This is a genomic window from Enterococcus sp. AZ091, assembly GCF_051714805.1.
GTDB lineage: Bacteria > Bacillota > Bacilli > Lactobacillales > Enterococcaceae > Enterococcus_D > Enterococcus_D gallinarum.
In genome coordinates this window covers 836297-857043 of sequence record NZ_JBIOSO010000001.1, presented here as the reverse complement: position 1 = coordinate 857043, position 20747 = coordinate 836297, and the positions used below count along the sequence as shown (strand labels likewise).

Here is a 20747-nt window from a genome sequence, read left to right as displayed (position 1 = left end):
GAGGAGAGAGGCTTGGATACGTTCCTAAGAAAGACAGGGAATAAAGTGAAGGATCGGAAAGCATTTTACTAAGAATATGCAGAACAAGTCCACTTCACTAATAAAGAGAAGTAAACTAGTAACTGGTTAAAGATATTCTGAAACAGTAGTAAAGTAAATGATTATGAGGAAAAGCTATCCATAAACGAGGAGCACGTTGCAGTCTTTACTATGGGATGGATGAGTTCAGGGGTGTTTTTTCTTGATTGACCAAATTATTGCATTGATTATGGCGTCAATCTTTATAGGACTGGTACTAGAACTTATTTCTAGGAAAACAATCATCAAAAGTAAGCTGCTTCTAGGACAGTCGCTAGCCGTTGCTTCCAGCACAAAATAAGGGCCGACCTATTCGCGGTAGGTCGGCCCTTTTTGTTGTAACTTGTACCGATTATCGTATTTCGCAAATAAATTATAACATTAAGGCAATAAAATGGTACTAAATGCTTTTGAACAACTGCCTTTAGGGTTGTAAGATGATTCCAATGAAGAAACTTATAGAGAAAAGAAATACTTTTTTCGATTATTTAAGCTCGATGTAAATACGCTTGTAGCCTTTAAAAGAAAGAATAATCGGAATTACAAGATTACAAGGAAGGCTGCCCGAGAGCAACCAGTACGCCAATAAAGTGGCATGTTTATGAATTAATTAATCCCGATAAATCATATAAAGAAGTTGAAGCAATAATCGGATTCAGTGATAGCACGCTTTCAGAATAAGGAAAAATCGAAAGTAAAAAGAATCAAAATAAGAAAGAATTGATTCTTTAAAAAAAAAATAGGCTAATTTATCAATTGTGTACAAATTATTACATAGAAAAAGAACCTCATTTAACAATATGTTTATCTACAGTCTAGTAGTTTCATATTCTTTACATTATTAAACTTGTAGTATCAATATTTTTCAACACAATGTTTTGCAAAGGTTGATATTTTTGTCAAAATATATTATTGTTATAACAATAAAACTTTTATGAGGTGAGATTTTGAACGATAAATTAACTAAAGAAAAAGGTGCAAGTCCTTTATATAGCCAAATAGCCGATGATTTAAGATTTAAAATTGTCTCTGGTGAATGGGGTGAGGGTGAGAAAATCCCACCAGAATTAGATTTATGCAAAATATATGAAGTTAGTCGCATCACCATCAGAAAGGCAATTGATGAACTCGTTCGCGAAGGACGTTTATACCGTGAACGTGCGAAAGGCACGTTTGTTTTGGCTACGGATCATTCTGTTGAAAAAGATCATTATACAATGGTTCGTAGCTTCACGCGAGAAATGGAAGAGCTAGGGAAAAAAGTTCGAACTCTACATGCAGAGGTTAATCTAATTGAGGCTTCAGAAAAACTTTCTCAGCAGCTAGGAGTTGAAAAGAAGTCTAAAGTTCTTCAGTTGAGAAGAACTCGCGGTCTCGACGGTGGAAAAGCCTTTGCATACTTTGTAACTCATATTCCTTACACCGAAAAATTTTCATTAGATAGTAAAGATTATTACGGTTCATTGTATGATTATTTAAGATCCTTCGGTATTGTTATGAATGAAAGTAAGGAGTATGTCGAAGCACTAAATGCAACACCAGAAATTCAAGCCATTCTAGAGGTTCCAGAAAATACAGCAATTTTAAAAAGGGTACGGATGGTTTCTCGAGCTGATGGACAATACAAAGAAATCAGTGATTGCTATTATATTGGGAGTCAATATCGATACTATGTTGAATTTTGATCTTCAGTAAAGACCACACCATGTTTTACCAAAAAAACTAATAAATAGACAATCTATCGATAAGATATAATAGCCATCGTTCATCAATAAAGGTCAATGATATAAGATAGAAATGGTGTGCAACTAATGAATAGAAGATAAACTTATTCTTTGGTATTAAAAGTCAGGAGATTGAGTTAAAAGCACGCTTCCTTATAAAGGAAACGTGCTTTTTATGAACCCTTTTAAGCTAACAGTCTATAAAAATTATTATCCTGATGCAATAAAGAAACGGCTTTTTTTAGGTAGTCAATGGAACTTTTCACCTAGACATTTTCATATTTAAAGAAGATATATGAAACTCTCGATAAATGTACATTTGTCTCCAGAAAACAACCGCATAGGCTAGAGTTTTGATAAGTAGATAACATACTAAAATATTTTTCGAAATTAAAAAAGAAACCGTTGTCTTTTTAATAGAAATATCATATAATACATTTGTAATATTGATATAACAAAAAGACATAGAGGATAGGAGTGTTAAAAATGGCAATTTCTTTTATACGAATAGATGATCGAATTATTCATGGACAAGTCGTGACACGCTGGATGAGTGAAAGAGCCTGTGACGGTGTAGTGGCAGTAGACGATCCTTCCGCGAACAATCCAACTTTATCAAAGGTACTTAAAGGAGCGGTACCGAAGCCATTGAAAGGTTTCGTTATGACGGTGGATCGTACAGCTTTGAAGTGGGAAGAAATCGTAGGTAGTAAGAAAAACTATTTTCTAATAGCAAAGTCACCTGAGACGCTTGTACGTTTGTATGAAGCTGGAGCCGATTTTATTTCATGCTACCCGATTTTAAATGTTGGTCCGATGAGCGCTCGAGAAGGTGCAGAAAAAATTGGTCCCAATGTTGCAATTACTGAAAATGAACGAGCAGCCTTCGAGCGATTGGATTCACTGGGAATGGACATTCAGTTTAAATTGGTACCGGATTCAAAAGGTTTTACTTGGAAAGATATAAAAAATTAAAGAATGGAGGAACTTATTATGCTTTTTCTTCAAGCTGTATTGATCTCACTACTTTGCTACCTAGGAGCTCTAGGTACTCCTTGGCTAATGGGATTGACAGGTGGATGGTACACGATCAGTCGTCCACTAGTATCAGGATTTTTGATCGGACTTATTTTAGGCGATGTCACTCAAGGCATCATTATTGGGGTAGCTATCCAAGCCGTTTATATCGCTATGGTTACTCCAGGTGGACAGATGCCGGCTGACTTGAATTTTGTGGCCTACCCGGCAATTGCTTTAGCCATTCTATCGAATTCTTCCACGGAAGTGGCAGTAACTTTAGCCACAACGATCGGCGTTATTGGTACGATTGTATTCAACTTTTTTCAAGTGGCTAATTCTTTTTGGAACCATCGGGCGCAACATGCGATTGAAGAAGGTGACGAAAAAGGCTTCCATTTCAATTCAATTGTTGGTCCACAATTATTGAGTTTTGCTTTACGCTTTATCCCGTCCTTTTTAGTGATCTATTTTGGATCAAGTTTTGCCAAAGAATTGTTAGCAAGCATGCCACAATACTTGATTGATGTGATGGGAATCTTGGGAGGGGCTCTACCAGCTATTGGGATTGTGATGCTTTTGACAGCGGTTGTCAAAGAGGACATTATGCTGATATTCTTTCTTTTTGGGTTTATCTGTGTCATATTTTTGAAATTAAACATGATTGCTCTGGCTATAGTAGCAGGTGTCGTTGCCTATATTTATTTTCAAGCAAAATCTAAGCCTGCTGCAAGAGTGGCGGCAGAGGATGGAACTTACCATGACTTCGAGGATGAGGAGGAATTTTAATGGAACGGAAAAGATCATATCAACTTCTTGACAAAAAGTCGCTGAATAAATCCTACATTCGTTGGATGATGTATAACCTAGTAGCGACTAGTTTTGAGTTTTTGGAAGCATTCGGATTTGCATTATCGATGGAACCAATCGCAAAACGTCTTTATAAAGATGACTTGGAAGCACAAAAAGCCATGCTAAAAAGGCATTCAGTTTTTTATAATACAGAGCCTCAAATTGGTTCATTGATTAATGGAGTGGTTATTGGTTTAGAAGAACAGCGGGCTTTAGGACAAGAAGAGATAGATGATGAATTTGTAAATGGGTTGAAGGTAGGGCTGATGGGACCTTTAGCAGGGATTGGGGATTCCATGATACCTGGTATGTTAATTCCAATATTACTTTCGATCGGGATGGGATTATCAGAAAATGGAAGTATTTTAGGTCCGCTTTTCTACATTGTCTCTTATAACACGATCATTATGCTGGGAACTCGATTCTTATTCTTCAAAGGTTATGAACTTGGAGCGGAGTCAGTCGACACCTTTGTTGGGGAAAAAGCACAGCAAATTACGCAAGCCTTCTCTGTTTTGGGGATGATTGTAATCGGGGGAGTTGCTGCGAGTTACGTCAATCTTAACCTGCCGATTGTGTTAAATTTCAGTAGCGCTAAAATTGATATTCAACAAATTTTAGACGGGATTTTTCCGAATTTATTACCATTGTTGTTAGTTCTGATTTCATGGTATTTAATGGCTAAGAAAGGCATTTCTGCATTGAAATTAATAGGTATTTACTTTGTGACAGCGTTTGGCGGAGTGGGCATCGCTTATTTAATTCAAATGATTGTCTAAATGCAATGAATGAGGGGAAATGGATATGATTGGAGTTTTATTGGTTAGCCATTCAAAATTGGCTGACGGCATGAAAGATGCTGTAGAATTTGTCGCAGGCGAACAGAATTATCTCTTTTCTTTAGGTTTGGAAGAAGATGGAGTTGCTTCCTATCGAACTGAATTGGAAAAATTGGCGGAGAATTTGCCTAAGAAAGTAAAAAAAATGATAATTGTTTGTGATATTCCATCAGGGTCTCCAGGTGCTAACGCAGCAGATGTTTTTTTACAAAGCGGTCTTGAAGTTGAAATACTGTCGGGTATGAATCTAGCGATGTTACTAGAAATGATATTGACACGAGAAGGAAAAGAATTTCAACAATTACTTACAGATGGAATAAAAGCTGGGAAGCAAAGTATTGATCGGATGGATTTCTCTCCCGAAAGAGACGATGAGAAATTCTAATGTCATATCATTATGATTATAAAGAGGGGTAAAAATGGTATATAATTTACGACCAAAAATTAAGGTGAAACATGATTCACGAACATGGAAGAATTATACTCAAATTGCTGACGAGATAAGTCAGCAATTTGTCAATGGGAAAAGAACCCTTGCTTTGGAGTGTTATCCAGGAGTAAATTTACATGAAATTGAAGAACTGCTATTAAGCAAGTTAAAAGGTGTAAGACTAATAAAAGCAGATGATTATGCTTATGATGCAGAAACAATAACAAATAAAATTGCTGCGAATTTAACCGATGATCGTGTTTTTGGACTTATGTCTCATGCAACTTTGGATGAATTTTTTCCTAACTATGAGATACGGCAAATCAAGAAAGAAATAGCTGAAGAGAGCCGCAATATCGTTGTCTATGGAACGGGAGCTACGATATTATTACCCAATCCTGACATTTTGTGTTATGCCGATCTAACAAGATGGGAGATTCAAAAACGGTATCGTGCTGGTATGCCAAATTGGAAGGCAGCGAATGAATCCGAAGATAATTTAAAAAAAGTGAAGCGAGGATTTTTCTTTGAATGGCGTGTCGCTGATCGTCTTAAACAGAAAGTGACTGACCGTCTCGATTATTTGTTGGATACAAATGTATCATGTCAAGCAAAAATGGTCGATGGGGTAAGTTACCGAAATGCACTAGATCAAATCGTCAAACAACCCTTTCGGCTGGTCCCTTATTTTGATGCTAGCGTCTGGGGAGGGCAATGGATGAAGAAAGAGTTTAATTTGAATCCCGAAATGGAAAACTATGGTTGGGCTTTTGATGGTGTACCCGAAGAAAATAGTTTGTGTCTGGATTTTTCAGGAGTAGCAATAGAAATTCCAGCGATTAATGTCGTGCATCAGCGTCCAATTCCTTTACTAGGAAAGAAAGTTCAAGCACGCTTTGGCAATGAGTTTCCTATTCGTTTTGATTATCTAGATACTGTCGGAGGTGGGAATTTAAGCCTGCAAGTTCATCCGAGAGTGGATTACATCCAAGACAAATTTGGCATGTTCTATACACAAAATGAGAGTTACTACATTTTGCAAGCGTCTGAAAAATCAACGATCTATCTAGGTGTGAAAGAAGGAACAGAAAAAGCAGAATTATTCAAGGAGTTGCGTAAAGCGGAAAAAGGAGATTATCGTTTTCCAGATGAGAAATTTATCAATTGTTTTCCAGTAAATAAACATGATCACTACTCGATTCCTGCAGGCACGATTCACTGTGGTGGTCCAGAAACCGTCGTGTTAGAAATCAGTCAAACTCCTTATATTTTTACTTTTAAATTATGGGATTGGGAACGATTAGGGCTAGATGGACTACCAAGACCAGTTCATTTAAACCATGGCGAAGAAAATGTAAATACGGCTTATGATACTAAATGGGTTCAAGAAAATTTGATCAACCCTTTTGAAACACTTCATGAAGATAATGAAAGTCGTGTTGAGAAAACAGGATTACATGAGCTCGAATTTATTGAGACACATCGTCACTGGTTTAAAAAAGAGGTAACGGTTAAAGTACATCAAAGCGTCAACATGCTGAATTTGGTGGAGGGTGAAACCATAACAGTAGAGAGTTTAGACAACAGTTTTGACCCGTTTGAAGTCCATTATGGTGAGACTTTTATTGTTCCTGAGGCAGTCAAAGAATATAAATTGGTAAATCAAGGTAACCAAGAAAAAGAGGTTGCAGTGATCCAAGCTTTTGTTCGCAACTTTTCTTAGTTTAAGGAGGCAGAGTATGATTGAAACTGGGCTAGGGATAACTTTTGATGAAAATAGCAATGAATTTTTGTATCCTGCAGGTACTTTTGGTCCATCCCGTGCCGAACAACGTTATTTGAAGGATATTCTTCACAGCATGGCGAATCATGATTCCAAAGGGCCAGATATTGTCTACTCCATTGCGATGGATGTCGGGTTAGTAAAAGATCAAGCTGATTTAGTAAAGCGTGAGTTGCTTTTTGGAATAGTTGCTTATGCGGCTGGTTCAATCGGTGACGAACCAATTAAAAGTCAAGGACACATCCATGCTTCTTCAAAAACTTGTCAAATGTCGACACCCGAGGTTTATGAAATCTGGTCTGGCGAAGCAATCATTTATATGCAGGAGAATGGCTCCAAAGATCCTGGGCGTTGCTATGCGGTTCAAGCAAAAGCTGGAGAAGTTGTCATCGTTCCACCAGGTTGGGCACATTGTACAATCAATGCATCAAGAACCGAACGTTTAGTGTTTGGTGCATGGTGCGTGAGGGATTATGGTTTTGAGTATGAAGCGATTAGAGCTCACAATGGATTAGCTTTCTATCCAAAATTCACAGTTCAAGGTAAGTTGATTTGGATACCGAACACAAGCTATCAGACTAAGCAATTAATAGAAAAAAACGCACGTCAGTATTCAGAATTTGCAATTGAAGAAAACGTTCCTATTTATCAACAATATGAACAAGAAAATACAAAATTTGATTTTGTTGTTCGACCAGATTTATGGAAAGAAGAATGGCTAGATTTTGTACCATAATCAGCGGTAGAAAGGAGCTCGTAATGATAGAAAAGAGTTCTGTCAGATATGATAGTAGCCGGATTAAATTAGAAGGCTACGGTCTTCAAGAAAAGGAAACGAAAGCAAAAGATTTAGCTAACTACTTTTTTGATGCAACTGCTTATCAAGCATTAGATCCAGAAACAGTCATCTATCGGGTGGAATACCAAGACAATGGGTTGGCAGAAGGAACACCAGGTGGACTCTATTTTGGAATCACACATTTAAATCCAGGAGTAATTGGGACAGAATACTTTCTGACAAAAGGACATTTCCACGCAACAAGAGATACCGGCGAATACTATTTCGGCTTGCAAGGACGAGGAATATTAATGCTCGTAGAAAATGAAATAACTCGTATGGAAAAAGTAACGCCTGGTTCTGTTCATTATATTCCTGGAAATACAGCTCATCGTTTAATTAATACAGGAGAAGAGATATTGTCAGTTTCTGCTTGCTGGCAATCTGTATCCGGACATGATTATAGATCACCAGACAAAATGTTTCCTTTGAGAATCTTTCGAGATCCTTTAGGACAACCAGTTGTTAAATCTGGTTAGTGTTAGACATGATTCACTGTTTGCAAAAAAATGATTTAACAGATAACAGTGATAGTTTCTAAATGGTTTGTTCGCTAGTCTAATTAGGGAAACTTTGGGCAGATTCCTATGAGACAGGATTAAAAAAGACAGCCAAGAGACGAGTTGCACTTCCGGCAATGCATTCTTAATACTACTTTTTTTACGCACGAAAGAATTACACTCGAAGTGGTCAGGCGACCGAATTCGAAACTGGGCTATGGAGTTTAATCAATTAATGATCCATGAGGCCTGCTCCTCTAGAATTTAAAAATATGTGATTTATTTTCCATAACAACGCTAGGTTTGTTCAACTATGTGTCCAATCAAAATCCATCTGATTTCAAAAATTGCTAAGAAAACTTTGGTTGTTAAAGATTCTGGCTTTTTTTAGTCATAATTGAAGGGTATTATTTTCTCTTTGTGTCCATACGTTCGCAAACGAATCATTGCTCATAAAACCCAACTTTGTGAGGTACTCGGATGTTTTGATGGCAGGGGTCAGAAACTTAAAAGTTTTTGATCCTTTTTTCTATAAATATAATTCTCTACCTAATACATAATTAAAGAGAATATCATACGATGGAGAATAGAATACCGCACGTTCTGCTTTTAAAGAGTCAAGTTTGATAGAACATTTCTGTATTTTTACATAAAAATTACGGTCGATGAAATAGAATGCAGTAAAAGATGATATGAAGGGAATTTCTCCGATCATTTTCATGACAAGTTTTTTAACATAATTTTAAAACTGCTAATATGACAATAAACTGAATTCGAGTGGTGGGTCTATTTATTAAGGCATATAATTAAAGTAGGATGACGCGTTCGAATCAAAAAAAATAATTTATTAATTTTTTACTGGATTTTGTTTGAACGTTGGTGTAAAATAAATTTAATAAAAATTGTTTCACTATATTTTTATATTTAAAAATAGCATAAAAATCTAGTTATCCGCATAAAAACTGGACTTATCACACTTTATCAAGGTCAAAACCACTCAATTTACTACTAATTTACTACTTATGAATGAGCTTTGATACGACGATTTATCCTTGAAAAGTGAAGATATAAAGATACTTCCAATAAAATTTGAATATTTAATAGGTAGACACTTCAAAAAATGAGGTGTCTATTTTTTTACCCGATTTTGAAAGGAAGTGAACTTATGAAAACAAAAAATCAAGAATCAAAAGGTCGTTCCCCACTCTTTAAGACCATCAAACATTCATTCAGCCAATAAAAAAGAAAGGATAGGTAAAAATATGGAACTTAAATTTGTGATTCCCAACATGGAAAAAACATTCGGCAATTTAGAATTTGCTGGCGAGGATAAAGTCGTTCAGCGAAGAATCAACGGACGGCTAACTGTCTTATCAAGAAGCTATAATCTCTATTCTGATGTTCAAAGAGCAGATGATATTGTGGTGGTGCTTCCTGCTGAAGCTGGCGAAAAACATTTCGGCTTTGAGGAACGTGTGAAGTTAGTCAATCCACGTATTACCGCAGAGGGCTACAAAATCGGCACTCGTGGTTTTACAAATTACCTTTTACATGCTGACGACATGATAAAAGAATAAAGAAAGAGAGGAAAAATGATGAGATTAGCAAATGGCATTGTATTAGATAAAGACACGACTTTTGGAGAATTGAAATTCTCTGCTCTACGTCGTGAAGTGAGAATCCAAAATGAAGACGGGTCGGTTTCAGATGAAATCAAGGAACGTACCTATGACTTAAAATCCAAAGGACAAGGACGCATGATTCAAGTAAGTATTCCTGCCAGCGTGCCTTTGAAAGAGTTTGATTATAACGCACGGGTGGAACTTATCAATCCCATTGCGGACACCGTTGCTACTGCCACCTATCAAGGAGCAGATGTTGACTGGTATATCAAGGCAGACGATATTGTGCTGACAAAGGATTCTAGTTCATTCAAAGCTCAACCACAAGCAAAGAAAGAACCGACACAAGACAAATAGTCGCTAGGTAGAAAGGAGACTTTTTCGCATGAAACAGCGTGGTAAAAGGATTCGCCCATCTGGTAAAGATTTAGTCTTTCATTTTACGATAGCGTCACTCCTGCCTGTTTTCCTGCTGGTTGTCGGACTGTTTCATGTGAAGACAATCCAGCAGATCAACTGGCAGGATTTTAACCTATCACAAGCAGATAAGATTGACATTCCCTATTTAATTATCAGTTTCAGTGTCGCAATTCTTATCTGCTTGCTGGTAGCGTTTGTATTCAAACGGGTTCGCTATGATACGGTTAAACAACTTTACCACCGTCAAAAACTGGCAAAGATGATACTTGAAAACAAGTGGTATGAATCTGAACAGGTCAAAACAGAGGGTTTCTTTAAAGATAGTGCTGGTCGTACAAAGGAAAAGATAACCTACTTCCCTAAAATGTATTATCGACTTAAAAATGGCTTGATACAGATACGGGTGGAAATCACGCTGGGAAAATATCAAGACCAACTCTTACACTTGGAAAAGAAATTAGAGAGTGGCTTGTACTGTGAGCTGACGGATAAAGAGTTAAAGGATTCCTATGTGGAATATACTTTGCTCTATGACACCATAGCCAGTCGTATTTCTATTGATGAAGTAGAAGCTAAAGATGGTAAACTTCGCTTAATGAAAAACGTATGGTGGGAATATGATAAGCTCCCTCATATGTTGATTGCTGGTGGTACAGGTGGCGGTAAAACTTACTTTATACTGACACTGATTGAAGCCTTGCTTCATACAGATTCAAAACTGTATATTCTTGACCCGAAAAATGCTGACCTTGCGGACTTAGGTTCTGTGATGGCAAATGTCTACTATAGAAAAGAAGACTTGCTTTCTTGCATTGAAACATTCTATGAAGAAATGATGAAACGTAGTGAGGAAATGAAGCAGATGAAGAACTATAAGACTGGCAAAAATTATGCTTACTTAGGTCTCCCGGCACACTTCTTAATCTTTGATGAATACGTCGCTTTCATGGAAATGCTGGGAACAAAAGAAAACACCGCAGTTATGAATAAGCTGAAACAGATTGTCATGTTAGGTCGTCAAGCTGGCTTCTTTCTAATACTGGCTTGTCAACGTCCAGACGCAAAATATTTAGGCGACGGAATCCGTGATCAGTTTAATTTCAGAGTGGCTTTAGGTCGTATGTCTGAAATGGGCTATGGCATGATGTTTGGCAGTGACGTACAAAAGGATTTCTTCTTAAAGCGAATCAAAGGTCGTGGCTATGTTGATGTAGGAACAAGTGTCATATCAGAGTTTTATACTCCCCTTGTACCAAAAGGATATGATTTCTTGGAGGAAATTAAAAAGTTATCCAACAGCAGACAGTCCACGCAGGCGACGTGCGAAGCGGAAGTCGCAGGTGTGGACTGATCTTGCTGGCTGGTGTGGCAATAGCCACGCCAGCACTTAACCCCCCGTATCTAACAGGGGGGTACAAATCGACAGGAAACAGTCAAAAAAACATTAGAAAATCCTTTGGTTACAAGGGATTTACAAAATTTCAGCGTATGTCAAATGGGCTTTAAAAGTTGACATACGCCTTTTTGATTGGAGGGATTTTTACTGAATGAACAAACTTGGTTACAGCATTTAAAAGAAAAACGCTTGGCTTATGGACTATCTCAAAACCGTTTAGCTGTTGCGACTGGTATTACAAGGCAGTATCTAAGCGATATTGAAACAGGAAAAGTCAAGCCATCAGAGGATTTACAGCAGTCCCTTTGGGAAGCTCTGGAACGCTTCAATCCCGACGCTCCCCTTGAAATGCTGTTTGATTATGTAAGGATTCGCTTTCCGACAACAGACGTACAGCAGGTGGTCGAAAACATCTTACAACTGAAACTGTCCTATTTTCTTCATGAGGACTATGGTTTCTATTCTTATTCAGAGCATTATGCTTTAGGCGACATATTCGTCCTTTGCTCCCATGAACTGGACAAAGGAGTTCTGGTGGAATTGAAAGGTCGTGGGTGCAGACAATTTGAAAGCTATCTTCTGGCACAACAAAGAAGCTGGTATGAGTTCTTTATGGACGTTTTGGTGGCTGGCGGTGTGATGAAACGCCTTGACCTTGCCATTAACGATAAGACAGGGATTTTGAATATCCCTGTACTCACTGAAAAGTGCCAACAGGAAGAATGTATCTCCGTCTTCCGCAGTTTTAAAAGCTATCGCAGTGGCGAACTGGTACGCAAAGAGGAAAAGGAATGTATGGGAAACACCCTCTATATCGGTTCATTACAAAGTGAAGTTTATTTCTGTATCTATGAAAAGGACTACGAGCAGTACAAGAAAAATGATATTCCCATTGAAGACGCAGAAGTAAAAAACCGTTTTGAGATTCGATTGAAAAATGAGCGTGCCTATTATGCAGTCCGTGATTTACTCGTCTATGACAATCCAGAGCATACCGCCTTTAAAATTATCAATCGGTATATCCGTTTTGTAGATAAAGACGATTCCAAACCTCGTTCTGATTGGAAACTGAATGAAGAATGGGCTTGGTTTATTGGGAACAATCGTGAACGATTAAAACTAACCACAAAACCAGAGCCTTACTCCTTCCAAAGGACGCTGAACTGGCTATCTCATCAAGTTGCCCCGACCTTAAAGGTTGCGATTAAACTTGATGAAATCAACCAGACGCAGGTTGTAAAAGACATTCTCGACCATGCGAAACTGACAGACCGACACAAGCAGATTTTGAAGCAACAGTCAGTAAAAGAACAGGACGTGATAACAACAAAAAAATAACTCAAATACAAATTCATTGAATATAGAGAGGAGAACATTTTTATGAATTTTGGACAAAACCTTTATAACTGGTTTCTATCAAACGCTCAATCACTGGTGCTTTTAGCAATCGTTGTGATTGGCTTGTATCTTGGCTTCAAGCGTGAGTTTAGCAAACTGATTGGCTTTTTAATTATTGCGATTATTGCGGTTGGCTTAGTCTTCAACGCTGCTGGAGTAAAAGACATTTTACTAGAGCTATTCAATCGCATTATTGGTGCTTAAATAAAACCGTTCTTTTGTGGAATATAAGTGGTTTTCTTATGTTCCGCAAAGGAATGGTACACCAAACGAAGTGCGGTAGGGATTTTTGAATCTCTACAAAGAAAGGACGTGAATATATGGACGATATGCAAGTCTATATTGCGAATTTAGGCAAATACAATGAGGGCGAATTGGTCGGTGCGTGGTTTACCTTTCCCATTGACTTTGAGGAAGTCAAAGAGAAAATCGGCTTGAATGATGAATATGAGGAATACGCCATTCATGACTACGAGTTACCCTTTACGGTTGACGAATACACTTCCATTGGCGAACTCAATCGACTATGGGAAATGGTATCGGAATTACCCGAAGAATTACAATCGGAGCTATCTGCTCTGCTCACTCATTTTTCAAGCATTGAAGAACTAAGCGAACATCAAGAGGATATTATCATTCATTCCGATTGTGATGATATGTATGACGTGGCACGCTACTACATTGAAGAAACGGGTGCTTTAGGCGAAGTACCAGCTAGTCTTCAAAACTATATTGATTATCAAGCCTATGGTCGGGATTTAGACCTTTCAGGAACGTTTATCTCAACCAATCATGGGATTTTTGAAATCGTCTATTAAATCTGTCGGTACATTACTACTGGCAGATTTTCTATTTTACGGGGTGGCTCAATCAGCTACCCCTATTTTTTATGAAAGGATTGATTACATGAAGAAAATACGAAGCTATACCAGTATCTGGTCTGTGGAAAAGGTACTGTATTCTATCAATGATTTTAGACTTCCGTTTCCCATAACCTTTACGCAAATGACATGGTTTGTCGTGTCACTCTTTGCAGTGATGATACTTGGCAACTTGCCCCCTCTTTCCATGATAGAGGGAGCATTTCTCAAATACTTTGGGATTCCTGTGGCTTTCACATGGTTTATGTCTACAAAAACTTTTGATGGTAAAAAGCCTTATGGATTTTTGAAGTCTGTCATTGCTTATGCACTGCGACCAAAGCTGACCTATGCAGGAAAAAAAGTAACGCTTGGCAGAAACCAGCCACAAGAAGCCATTACAGCAGTTAGGAGTGAATTTTATGGCATATCCAATTAAATACATTGAAAACAATCTCGTCTGGAATAAAGACGGGGAATGTTATGCTTACTATGAGCTTGTTCCTTACAATTACTCATTTCTAAGTCCAGAACAGAAAATACAAGTGCATGATTCTTTCAGACAGCTTATCGCACAAAATCGTGATGGCAAAATTCATGCTTTACAAATCAGTACAGAATCCAGCATACGTTCTGCACAAGAGCGTTCCAAAAATGAAGTCACTGGCAAGCTCAAAGCGGTTGCCTATGACAAAATCGACCAACAGACAGACGCTTTAATATCCATGATTGGCGAAAATCAAGTGAACTACCGTTTCTTTATCGGCTTTAAGTTGCTTCTCAACGATCAGGAGTTTTCTATGAAAAGTCTTACCGTTGAAGCAAAAAATGCTTTGTCTGATTTTGTCTATGATGTGAACCATAAGCTGATGGGCGATTTTGTTAGTATGAGTAATGATGAAATCCTGCGTTTTCAGAAGATGGAAAAGCTCTTAGAAAATAAAATCTCTCGTCGTTTCAAAATCCGCAGGTTAGATAAGGACGACTTCGGCTATCTGATTGAACACCTTTACGGACAGACAGGCACTGCCTATGAAGAGTATGAGTACCATCTATCAAAGAAAAAGCTGGATAATGAAACGCTGATTAAATACTATGACTTGATTAAGCCTACTCGCTGTTTGGTGGAAGAAAAACAGCGATATTTGAAAATCCAGCAGGAAGATGAAACCGTCTATGTAGCTTACTTTACCATTAACAGCATTGTCGGAGAACTGGACTTCCCGTCCTCTGAAATCTTCTACTACCAGCAACAGCAATTTACATTCCCGATTGATACGTCAATGAATGTGGAAATTGTAGCGAATCGTAAAGCCCTATCTACTGTCCGCAATAAAAAGAAAGAACTGAAAGACTTGGATAACCACGCTTGGCAAAGTGATAATGAAACCAGCTCCAATGTGGCGGAAGCTCTGGAAAGTGTGAATGAGCTGGAAACCAATTTAGACCAAAGCAAGGAATCTATGTACAAGCTGTCTTATGTGGTAAGGGTATCAGCAAATGATCTTGACGAACTCAAACGTCGTTGTAATGAAGTGAAAGATTTTTATGACGATTTAAGCGTAAAACTGGTACGACCATTTGGGGATATGCTCGGCTTACATGAAGAATTTTTACCTGCCAGCAAGCGTTATATGAATGATTATATTCAATACGTGACCTCTGATTTCCTCGCTGGTTTAGGTTTTGGTGCTACTCAAATGCTGGGGGAAAATGAGGGGATTTATGTTGGCTACAGCTTAGATACTGGACGCAATGTCTATCTGAAACCTGCTCTTGCCAGTCAAGGGGTTAAGGGTTCAGTAACCAATGCGTTAGCGTCGGCTTTTGTTGGTTCGCTGGGTGGTGGTAAATCCTTTGCGAATAACCTTATCGTCTATTATGCGGTGCTTTATGGGGCACAAGCAGTGATTGTAGACCCAAAAGCAGAACGTGGCAGATGGAAAGAAACCTTGCCAGAGATTTCCCATGAAATCAATATCGTCACTCTGACTTCTGATGAGAAAAACAAAGGCTTACTTGACCCTTATGTGATTATGAAAAATCCCAAAGATTCTGAATCACTGGCTATTGATATTCTGACATTCCTTACGGGGATTTCCTCTCGTGATGGGGAACGCTTCCCAATCCTTAGAAAAGCCATTCGTGCAGTAACCAATAGTGAAGTACGAGGGTTGATGAAAGTGATTGAGGAATTACGGGTTGAGAATACGCCACTAAGTACCAGTATAGCCGACCATATCGAAAGTTTTACAGACTATGACTTTGCACATTTATTATTCAGTAATGGTTATGTGGAGCAGTCTATCAGCTTAGAAAAACAACTGAACATTATACAGGTTGCGGACTTGGTACTTCCCGACAAGGAAACTTCCTTTGAGGAATATACCACTATGGAGCTTTTATCCGTTGCTATGCTGATTGTCATTAGTACCTTTGCTTTAGACTTTATCCATACAGACCGAAGCATTTTCAAGATTGTAGATTTAGACGAAGCATGGAGCTTTTTACAGGTAGCACAAGGAAAAACACTATCTATGAAGCTGGTTCGGGCTGGTCGTGCTATGAACGCTGGGGTATATTTCGTGACCCAAAATACAGACGACCTCTTAGATGAAAAACTGAAAAATAACCTCGGCTTAAAATTTGCATTTCGTTCCACTGACCTTAACGAGATTAAAAAGACCTTAGCCTTTTTTGGTGTAGACCCAGAGGACGAAAACAATCAGAAGCGATTGCGTGATTTGGAAAACGGGCAATGCCTTATCAGTGATTTATATGGTCGTGTCGGTGTGATACAGTTCCACCCTGTATTTGAAGAACTGCTCCATGCCTTTGATACCAGACCACCTGTGCGAAAAGAGGTGTAAATGTGAAACCATCAATAGTAAACAGAATAAAATCAAACTGGACGCTGAAACGTCTAGGTAAAGTGGCAATGACAGTGGCTTTCACACTTGTGATTGCCATTTTTCTTTTAGCCATGCTGGGAACGGTGGTTCAAGCTGCGGGCTTGGTAGATGATACGGTCAATGTGGCAAATGAATACAGCCGATACCCACTTGAAAACTATCAACTGGATTTTTATGTGGATAATAGCTGGGGCTGGCTTCCGTGGAACTGGTCGGACGGGATTGGAAAACAGGTCATGTATGGACTATATGCCATTACCAATTTTATTTGGACAATCAGTTTGTATGTTTCCAATGCGACAGGTTACTTAGTACAGGAAGCCTATTCCTTAGACTTCATTTCCGCTACAGCAGATTCCATTGGTAAGAATATGCAGACCTTAGCTGGTGTGAGTGCAAACGGATTTTCAACAGAGGGTTTCTATGTTGGATTCCTCTTACTCTTGATTTTGGTTCTTGGGGTTTATGTTGCCTATACGGGACTGATAAAGAGAGAAACCACAAAGGCAATTCATGCCATTATGAATTTTGTGCTGGTGTTTATCCTATCGGCTTCCTTTATTGCCTACGCTCCCGACTACATTAAAAAAATCAATGACTTTTCATCAGACATCAGTAATGCCAGTTTATCACTTGGCACGAAGATTGTCATGCCCCATTCCGATAGTCAAGGCAAGGACAGCGTGGACTTAATCAGAGATAGCCTGTTTTCCATACAGGTTCAGCAACCGTGGCTACTGCTTCAATACAACAGTTCAGACATTGAAAGTATCGGTATTGACCGTGTGGAAAGCCTGCTCTCCACCAGCCCAGATTCCAACAATGGCGAAGACAGAGAAAAAATTGTTGCGGAAGAAATTGAAGACAGAAGCAATACCAATCTAACCATTACAAAGACCATTAACCGTTTAGGTACAGTCTTCTTCCTATTTGTCTTCAATATTGGGATTTCCATATTTGTATTCCTATTAACAGGAATCATGATTTTCTCGCAGGTACTTTTTATCATCTATGCTATGTTTCTGCCTGTGAGCTTTATTTTAAGCATGATTCCATCATTTGATGGTATGTCAAAACGAGCCATAACAAAGCTCTTTAATACCATTTTGACACGAGCTGGAATCACATTGATTATTACGACAGCATTTAGTATTTCAACCATGCTCTATACCTTATCGGCTGGTTATCCGTTCTTTTTGATTGCTTTTCTACAGATTGTGACCTTTGCAGGAATCTACTTCAAGCTGGGCGATTTAATGAGTATGTTTTCTCTACAGAGTAACGATTCTCAAAGTGTGGGAAGTCGTGTGATGAGAAAACCTCGTATGCTTATGCACGCTCACATGCACCGTCTACAGCGGAAACTTGGACGTTCCATGACTACTCTAGGGGCTGGGTCTGCCATTGTTACAGGTAAAAAAGGACAGTCGGGTTCGGGGAGTTCTGCAAGGACACAAGCAGATCACTCCCGACCAGACGGAAAGGAAAAATCAACACTTGGAAAACGTATCGGTCAAACCATCGGTACAGTAGCTGATACCAAAGACAGAATGGTAGACACTGCTAGTGGTTTGAAAGAACAGGTTAAAGATTTGCCGACCAATGCAAGATATGCAGTATATCAAGGAAAATCCAAAGTAAAAGAGAATGTCCGTGATTTAACCAGTAGTATTTCTCAAACCAAAGCGGACAGAGCCAGTGGACGCAAGGAACAGCAGGAACAAAGGCGAAAAACCATTGCGAAGCGTCGCTCTGAAATGGAACAGGTCAAACAGAAAAAACAGCCTGCTTCTTCTGTTCATGAAAGACCGACTACAAGACAAGAACAATATCATGATGAACAGACCTCAAAACAGTCTAATATTCAGACTTCATATAAGGAATCTCAACAAGCCAAACAAGAGCGTCCAGCAGTTAAGTCCGATTTTTCAAGTCCAAAAGTGGAACGCCAAGGCAATACCGTTCAAGAAAAAACCGTTCAAAAGCCAGCAACTTCAACCACTACAGCAGATAGAACTTCACAACGTCCAATCACAAAAGAACGTCCGTCTACTGTTCAAAGAGTACCACTACAAAATACAAGAAGTAGACCACCAATCAAAACCGCCACCATTAAGAAAGTCGGTAAGAAACCATGAAGTTGAAAACTTTAGTGATTGGTGGTTCTGGATTATTCTTGATGGTCTTCTCACTGCTTCTGTTTGTTGCCATTTTATTTTCAGATGAACAGGACAGCGGAATTTCCAATATTCATTATGGAGGTGTGAATGTTTCCGCAGAAGTGCTGGCTCATAAGCCTATGGTAGAAAAATATGCCAAAGAATATGGCGTTGAAGAATATGTCAACATACTTCTTGCGATTATACAGGTGGAATCGGGCGGTACTGCGGAAGATGTTATGCAGTCCTCGGAATCCCTCGGTCTTCCACCTAATTCATTGAGTACAGAAGAATCCATTAAGCAAGGTGTGAAGTATTTCAGTGAATTATTAGCCAGTAGCGAAAGGCTCAGTGTAGATTTAGAATCGGTTATCCAGTCCTACAATTATGGTGGTGGTTTCTTAGGGTATGTGGCTAATCGTGGAAATAAATATACCTTTGAACTGGCTCAAAGTTTCTCAAAAGAGTATTCAGGTGGCGAAAAAGTGTCTTACCCCAATCCCATAGCCATACCTATCAATGGGGGCTGGCGATACAACTATGGCAATATGTTTTATGTGCAACTGGTAACGCAGTATCTTGTCACAACAGAGTTTGATGATGATACGGTACAAGCCATCATGGACGAAGCACTGAAATATGAGGGCTGGCGATACGTTTACGGTGGAGCTTCCCCGACTACTTCTTTTGATTGTAGCGGACTGACACAATGGACGTATGGAAAAGCTGGAATTAACTTACCACGAACCGCACAACAGCAATATGATGTGACCCAGCATATCCCACTATCGGAAGCACAAGCTGGCGATTTGGTTTTCTTTCATTCTACCTATAACGCTGGCTCTTATATTACTCATGTTGGGATATACCTTGGCAATAACCGTATGTTTCATGCAGGCGACCCAATCGGTTATGCCGACTTAACAAGCCCCTACTGGCAACAGCATTTAGTGGGAGCAGGACGAATCAAACAATGAGAAAGGAAGATTTAATGATGAAATTTAGAAAAAATCAGAATAAAGAAAAACAGATACCAAAGGAAAAGAAACCTCGTGTCTATAAGGTCAATCCTCATAAAAAGGTTGTGATTGCCTTGTGGGTACTTTTAGGGCTTAGTTTCAGCTTTGCGATATTCAAGCACTTTACAGCTATAGATACTCATACTATTCACGAAACAACTATCATAGAAAAGGAATACGTTGATACTCATCATGTAGAAAATTTTGTAGAGAACTTTGCGAAAGTCTACTATTCATGGGAGCAATCCGATAAGTCCATTGATAATCGAATGGAAAGTCTAAAAGGCTATCTGACAGATGAACTTCAAGCTCTCAATGTTGATACAGTACGCAAAGATATTCCTGTATCGTCTTCTGTAAGAGGATTTCAGATATGGACGGTAGAGCCAACTGGCGACAATGAGTTTAATGTAACCTACAGTGTAGACCAGCTCATTACAGAGGGAGAAAATACAAAGACCGTCCACTCTGCTTATATAGTGAGTGTCTATGTAGATGGTTCTGGAAATATGGTACTGGTTAAGAATCCGACCATTACCAACATACCTAAGAAATCAAGTTATAAACCAAAAGCCATTGAAAGTGAGGGGACGGTTGATTCCATTACAACCAATGAAATCAATGAGTTTTTAACGACGTTCTTCAAGCTCTATCCTACAGCGACAGCCAGTGAACTTTCCTACTATGTGAATGACGGGATATTAAAACCAATCGGAAAAGAGTACATCTTTCAAGAACTGGTAAATCCTATTCACAATCGTAAGGATAATCAAGTCACGGTATCGCTGACAGTGGAGTATATCGACCAGCAGACCAAAGCAACGCAGGTATCTCAATTTGATTTGGTACTTGAAAAGAACGGGAGTAATTGGAAGATTATAGAATAACAAATATTGGTAC

At 38.7% G+C, this 20747-nt stretch carries 20 protein-coding genes and 2 pseudogenes; all 22 read left to right on the top strand.

Features of this window, described 5'->3' with window-relative positions; genetic code table 11:
- Positions 1 to 241 precede the first annotated feature (241 nt).
- Positions 242 to 379, top strand: a complete 138-nt coding sequence (locus IGJ28_RS04440) for a hypothetical protein (RefSeq protein WP_438845211.1) — start codon at positions 242 to 244, stop codon at positions 377 to 379.
- Positions 380 to 624: 245 nt separating this feature from the next.
- Positions 625 to 759 (top strand): annotated as a pseudogene (locus IGJ28_RS04435) (recombinase family protein); the annotation flags it as partial.
- A gap of 266 nt (positions 760 to 1025) precedes the next feature.
- A complete protein-coding gene (locus IGJ28_RS04430; RefSeq protein WP_081131112.1) occupies positions 1026 to 1763 on the top strand; it encodes a GntR family transcriptional regulator in 738 nt (245 codons plus the stop codon).
- A gap of 525 nt (positions 1764 to 2288) precedes the next feature.
- Complete coding sequence (locus tag IGJ28_RS04425; protein WP_113849054.1) at positions 2289 to 2777, top strand: PTS system mannose/fructose/N-acetylgalactosamine-transporter subunit IIB; 489 nt, start codon at positions 2289 to 2291, stop codon at positions 2775 to 2777.
- Positions 2778 to 2795: 18 nt separating this feature from the next.
- On the top strand, positions 2796 to 3608 hold the full coding sequence (locus IGJ28_RS04420; RefSeq protein ID WP_081131110.1) for a PTS mannose/fructose/sorbose/N-acetylgalactosamine transporter subunit IIC: 813 nt from the start codon (positions 2796 to 2798) through the stop codon (positions 3606 to 3608).
- Entirely contained in the window at positions 3608 to 4450 is an 843-nt protein-coding gene (locus IGJ28_RS04415) for a PTS system mannose/fructose/sorbose family transporter subunit IID (RefSeq protein WP_081131109.1), read from the top strand. Before IGJ28_RS04420 ends, IGJ28_RS04415 begins: the two co-directional genes overlap by 1 nt.
- 25 nt (positions 4451 to 4475) lie before the next feature.
- Positions 4476 to 4895: a PTS sugar transporter subunit IIA gene (locus tag IGJ28_RS04410; protein ID WP_081131108.1), complete on the top strand. Its 420-nt coding sequence runs from the start codon at positions 4476 to 4478 to the stop codon at positions 4893 to 4895.
- 34 nt (positions 4896 to 4929) lie between these two features.
- Positions 4930 to 6663, top strand: coding sequence for a class I mannose-6-phosphate isomerase (locus IGJ28_RS04405; RefSeq protein WP_103300470.1), 1734 nt, complete (start codon positions 4930 to 4932; stop codon positions 6661 to 6663).
- A gap of 16 nt (positions 6664 to 6679) precedes the next feature.
- Positions 6680 to 7459: a glucose-6-phosphate isomerase family protein gene (locus IGJ28_RS04400; RefSeq protein WP_113849056.1), complete on the top strand. Its 780-nt coding sequence runs from the start codon at positions 6680 to 6682 to the stop codon at positions 7457 to 7459.
- Between the two features lie 23 nt (positions 7460 to 7482).
- Positions 7483 to 8040, top strand: a complete 558-nt coding sequence (locus tag IGJ28_RS04395; RefSeq protein WP_113849057.1) for a glucose-6-phosphate isomerase family protein — start codon at positions 7483 to 7485, stop codon at positions 8038 to 8040.
- A 157-nt stretch (positions 8041 to 8197) separates the two neighbouring features.
- Positions 8198 to 8329: pseudogene (locus IGJ28_RS04390) on the top strand (IS256 family transposase); the annotation flags it as partial.
- Between the two features lie 994 nt (positions 8330 to 9323).
- On the top strand, positions 9324 to 9638 hold the full coding sequence (locus IGJ28_RS04385) for a YdcP family protein (RefSeq protein ID WP_000420682.1): 315 nt from the start codon (positions 9324 to 9326) through the stop codon (positions 9636 to 9638).
- Between the two features lie 15 nt (positions 9639 to 9653).
- On the top strand, positions 9654 to 10040 hold the full coding sequence (locus IGJ28_RS04380; RefSeq protein WP_000985015.1) for a YdcP family protein: 387 nt from the start codon (positions 9654 to 9656) through the stop codon (positions 10038 to 10040).
- Between the two features lie 28 nt (positions 10041 to 10068).
- Entirely contained in the window at positions 10069 to 11454 is a 1386-nt protein-coding gene (locus tag IGJ28_RS04375; protein ID WP_000813488.1) for an FtsK/SpoIIIE domain-containing protein, read from the top strand.
- A 177-nt stretch (positions 11455 to 11631) separates the two neighbouring features.
- The gene (gene mobT, locus IGJ28_RS04370; RefSeq protein ID WP_000398284.1) at positions 11632 to 12837 is read left to right on the top strand and encodes a MobT family relaxase; all 1206 of its coding nucleotides are present in this window, start codon (positions 11632 to 11634) and stop codon (positions 12835 to 12837) included.
- 42 nt (positions 12838 to 12879) lie between these two features.
- On the top strand, positions 12880 to 13101 hold the full coding sequence (locus IGJ28_RS04365) for a hypothetical protein (protein WP_001009056.1): 222 nt from the start codon (positions 12880 to 12882) through the stop codon (positions 13099 to 13101).
- Between the two features lie 116 nt (positions 13102 to 13217).
- Positions 13218 to 13715, top strand: a complete 498-nt coding sequence (locus IGJ28_RS04360) for an antirestriction protein ArdA (RefSeq protein ID WP_000342539.1) — start codon at positions 13218 to 13220, stop codon at positions 13713 to 13715.
- A gap of 88 nt (positions 13716 to 13803) precedes the next feature.
- Positions 13804 to 14196 (top strand): conjugal transfer protein, encoded by a 393-nt coding sequence (locus tag IGJ28_RS04355; RefSeq protein WP_000723888.1) that lies wholly within the window; start codon positions 13804 to 13806, stop codon positions 14194 to 14196.
- Positions 14180 to 16627 (top strand): ATP-binding protein, encoded by a 2448-nt coding sequence (locus tag IGJ28_RS04350; RefSeq protein WP_000331160.1) that lies wholly within the window; start codon positions 14180 to 14182, stop codon positions 16625 to 16627. The genes IGJ28_RS04355 and IGJ28_RS04350 overlap by 17 nt, the downstream gene beginning before the upstream one ends.
- Positions 16628 to 16629: 2 nt before the next feature.
- Positions 16630 to 18807: a CD3337/EF1877 family mobilome membrane protein gene (locus tag IGJ28_RS04345; protein WP_000804748.1), complete on the top strand. Its 2178-nt coding sequence runs from the start codon at positions 16630 to 16632 to the stop codon at positions 18805 to 18807.
- Positions 18804 to 19805 carry a bifunctional lytic transglycosylase/C40 family peptidase gene (locus IGJ28_RS04340; RefSeq protein ID WP_000769868.1) on the top strand — a complete coding sequence of 334 codons (1002 nt, stop codon included), beginning with the start codon at positions 18804 to 18806 and terminating at the stop codon, positions 19803 to 19805. Before IGJ28_RS04345 ends, IGJ28_RS04340 begins: the two co-directional genes overlap by 4 nt.
- On the top strand, positions 19802 to 20734 hold the full coding sequence (locus IGJ28_RS04335) for a conjugal transfer protein (protein ID WP_001224318.1): 933 nt from the start codon (positions 19802 to 19804) through the stop codon (positions 20732 to 20734). Before IGJ28_RS04340 ends, IGJ28_RS04335 begins: the two co-directional genes overlap by 4 nt.
- Positions 20735 to 20747 lie beyond the last annotated feature (13 nt).

Excerpts from the sequence above, each read along its gene's own strand:
- IGJ28_RS04425 (WP_113849054.1), top strand. The coding sequence starts at position 2,289 with ATGGCAATTTCTTTTATACGAATAGATGATCGAATTATTCATGGACAA.
- IGJ28_RS04420 (WP_081131110.1), top strand. The coding sequence starts at position 2,796 with ATGCTTTTTCTTCAAGCTGTATTGATCTCACTACTTTGCTACCTAGGA.
- IGJ28_RS04415 (WP_081131109.1), top strand. The coding sequence starts at position 3,608 with ATGGAACGGAAAAGATCATATCAACTTCTTGACAAAAAGTCGCTGAAT.
- IGJ28_RS04410 (WP_081131108.1), top strand. The coding sequence starts at position 4,476 with ATGATTGGAGTTTTATTGGTTAGCCATTCAAAATTGGCTGACGGCATG.
- IGJ28_RS04405 (WP_103300470.1), top strand. The coding sequence starts at position 4,930 with ATGGTATATAATTTACGACCAAAAATTAAGGTGAAACATGATTCACGA.
- IGJ28_RS04400 (WP_113849056.1), top strand. The coding sequence starts at position 6,680 with ATGATTGAAACTGGGCTAGGGATAACTTTTGATGAAAATAGCAATGAA.
- IGJ28_RS04395 (WP_113849057.1), top strand. The coding sequence starts at position 7,483 with ATGATAGAAAAGAGTTCTGTCAGATATGATAGTAGCCGGATTAAATTA.
- IGJ28_RS04385 (WP_000420682.1), top strand. The coding sequence starts at position 9,324 with ATGGAACTTAAATTTGTGATTCCCAACATGGAAAAAACATTCGGCAAT.
- IGJ28_RS04380 (WP_000985015.1), top strand. The coding sequence starts at position 9,654 with ATGATGAGATTAGCAAATGGCATTGTATTAGATAAAGACACGACTTTT.
- IGJ28_RS04375 (WP_000813488.1), top strand. The coding sequence starts at position 10,069 with ATGAAACAGCGTGGTAAAAGGATTCGCCCATCTGGTAAAGATTTAGTC.
- IGJ28_RS04365 (WP_001009056.1), top strand. The coding sequence starts at position 12,880 with ATGAATTTTGGACAAAACCTTTATAACTGGTTTCTATCAAACGCTCAA.
- IGJ28_RS04360 (WP_000342539.1), top strand. The coding sequence starts at position 13,218 with ATGGACGATATGCAAGTCTATATTGCGAATTTAGGCAAATACAATGAG.
- IGJ28_RS04355 (WP_000723888.1), top strand. The coding sequence starts at position 13,804 with ATGAAGAAAATACGAAGCTATACCAGTATCTGGTCTGTGGAAAAGGTA.
- IGJ28_RS04350 (WP_000331160.1), top strand. The coding sequence starts at position 14,180 with ATGGCATATCCAATTAAATACATTGAAAACAATCTCGTCTGGAATAAA.
- IGJ28_RS04340 (WP_000769868.1), top strand. The coding sequence starts at position 18,804 with ATGAAGTTGAAAACTTTAGTGATTGGTGGTTCTGGATTATTCTTGATG.
- IGJ28_RS04335 (WP_001224318.1), top strand. The coding sequence starts at position 19,802 with ATGAGAAAGGAAGATTTAATGATGAAATTTAGAAAAAATCAGAATAAA.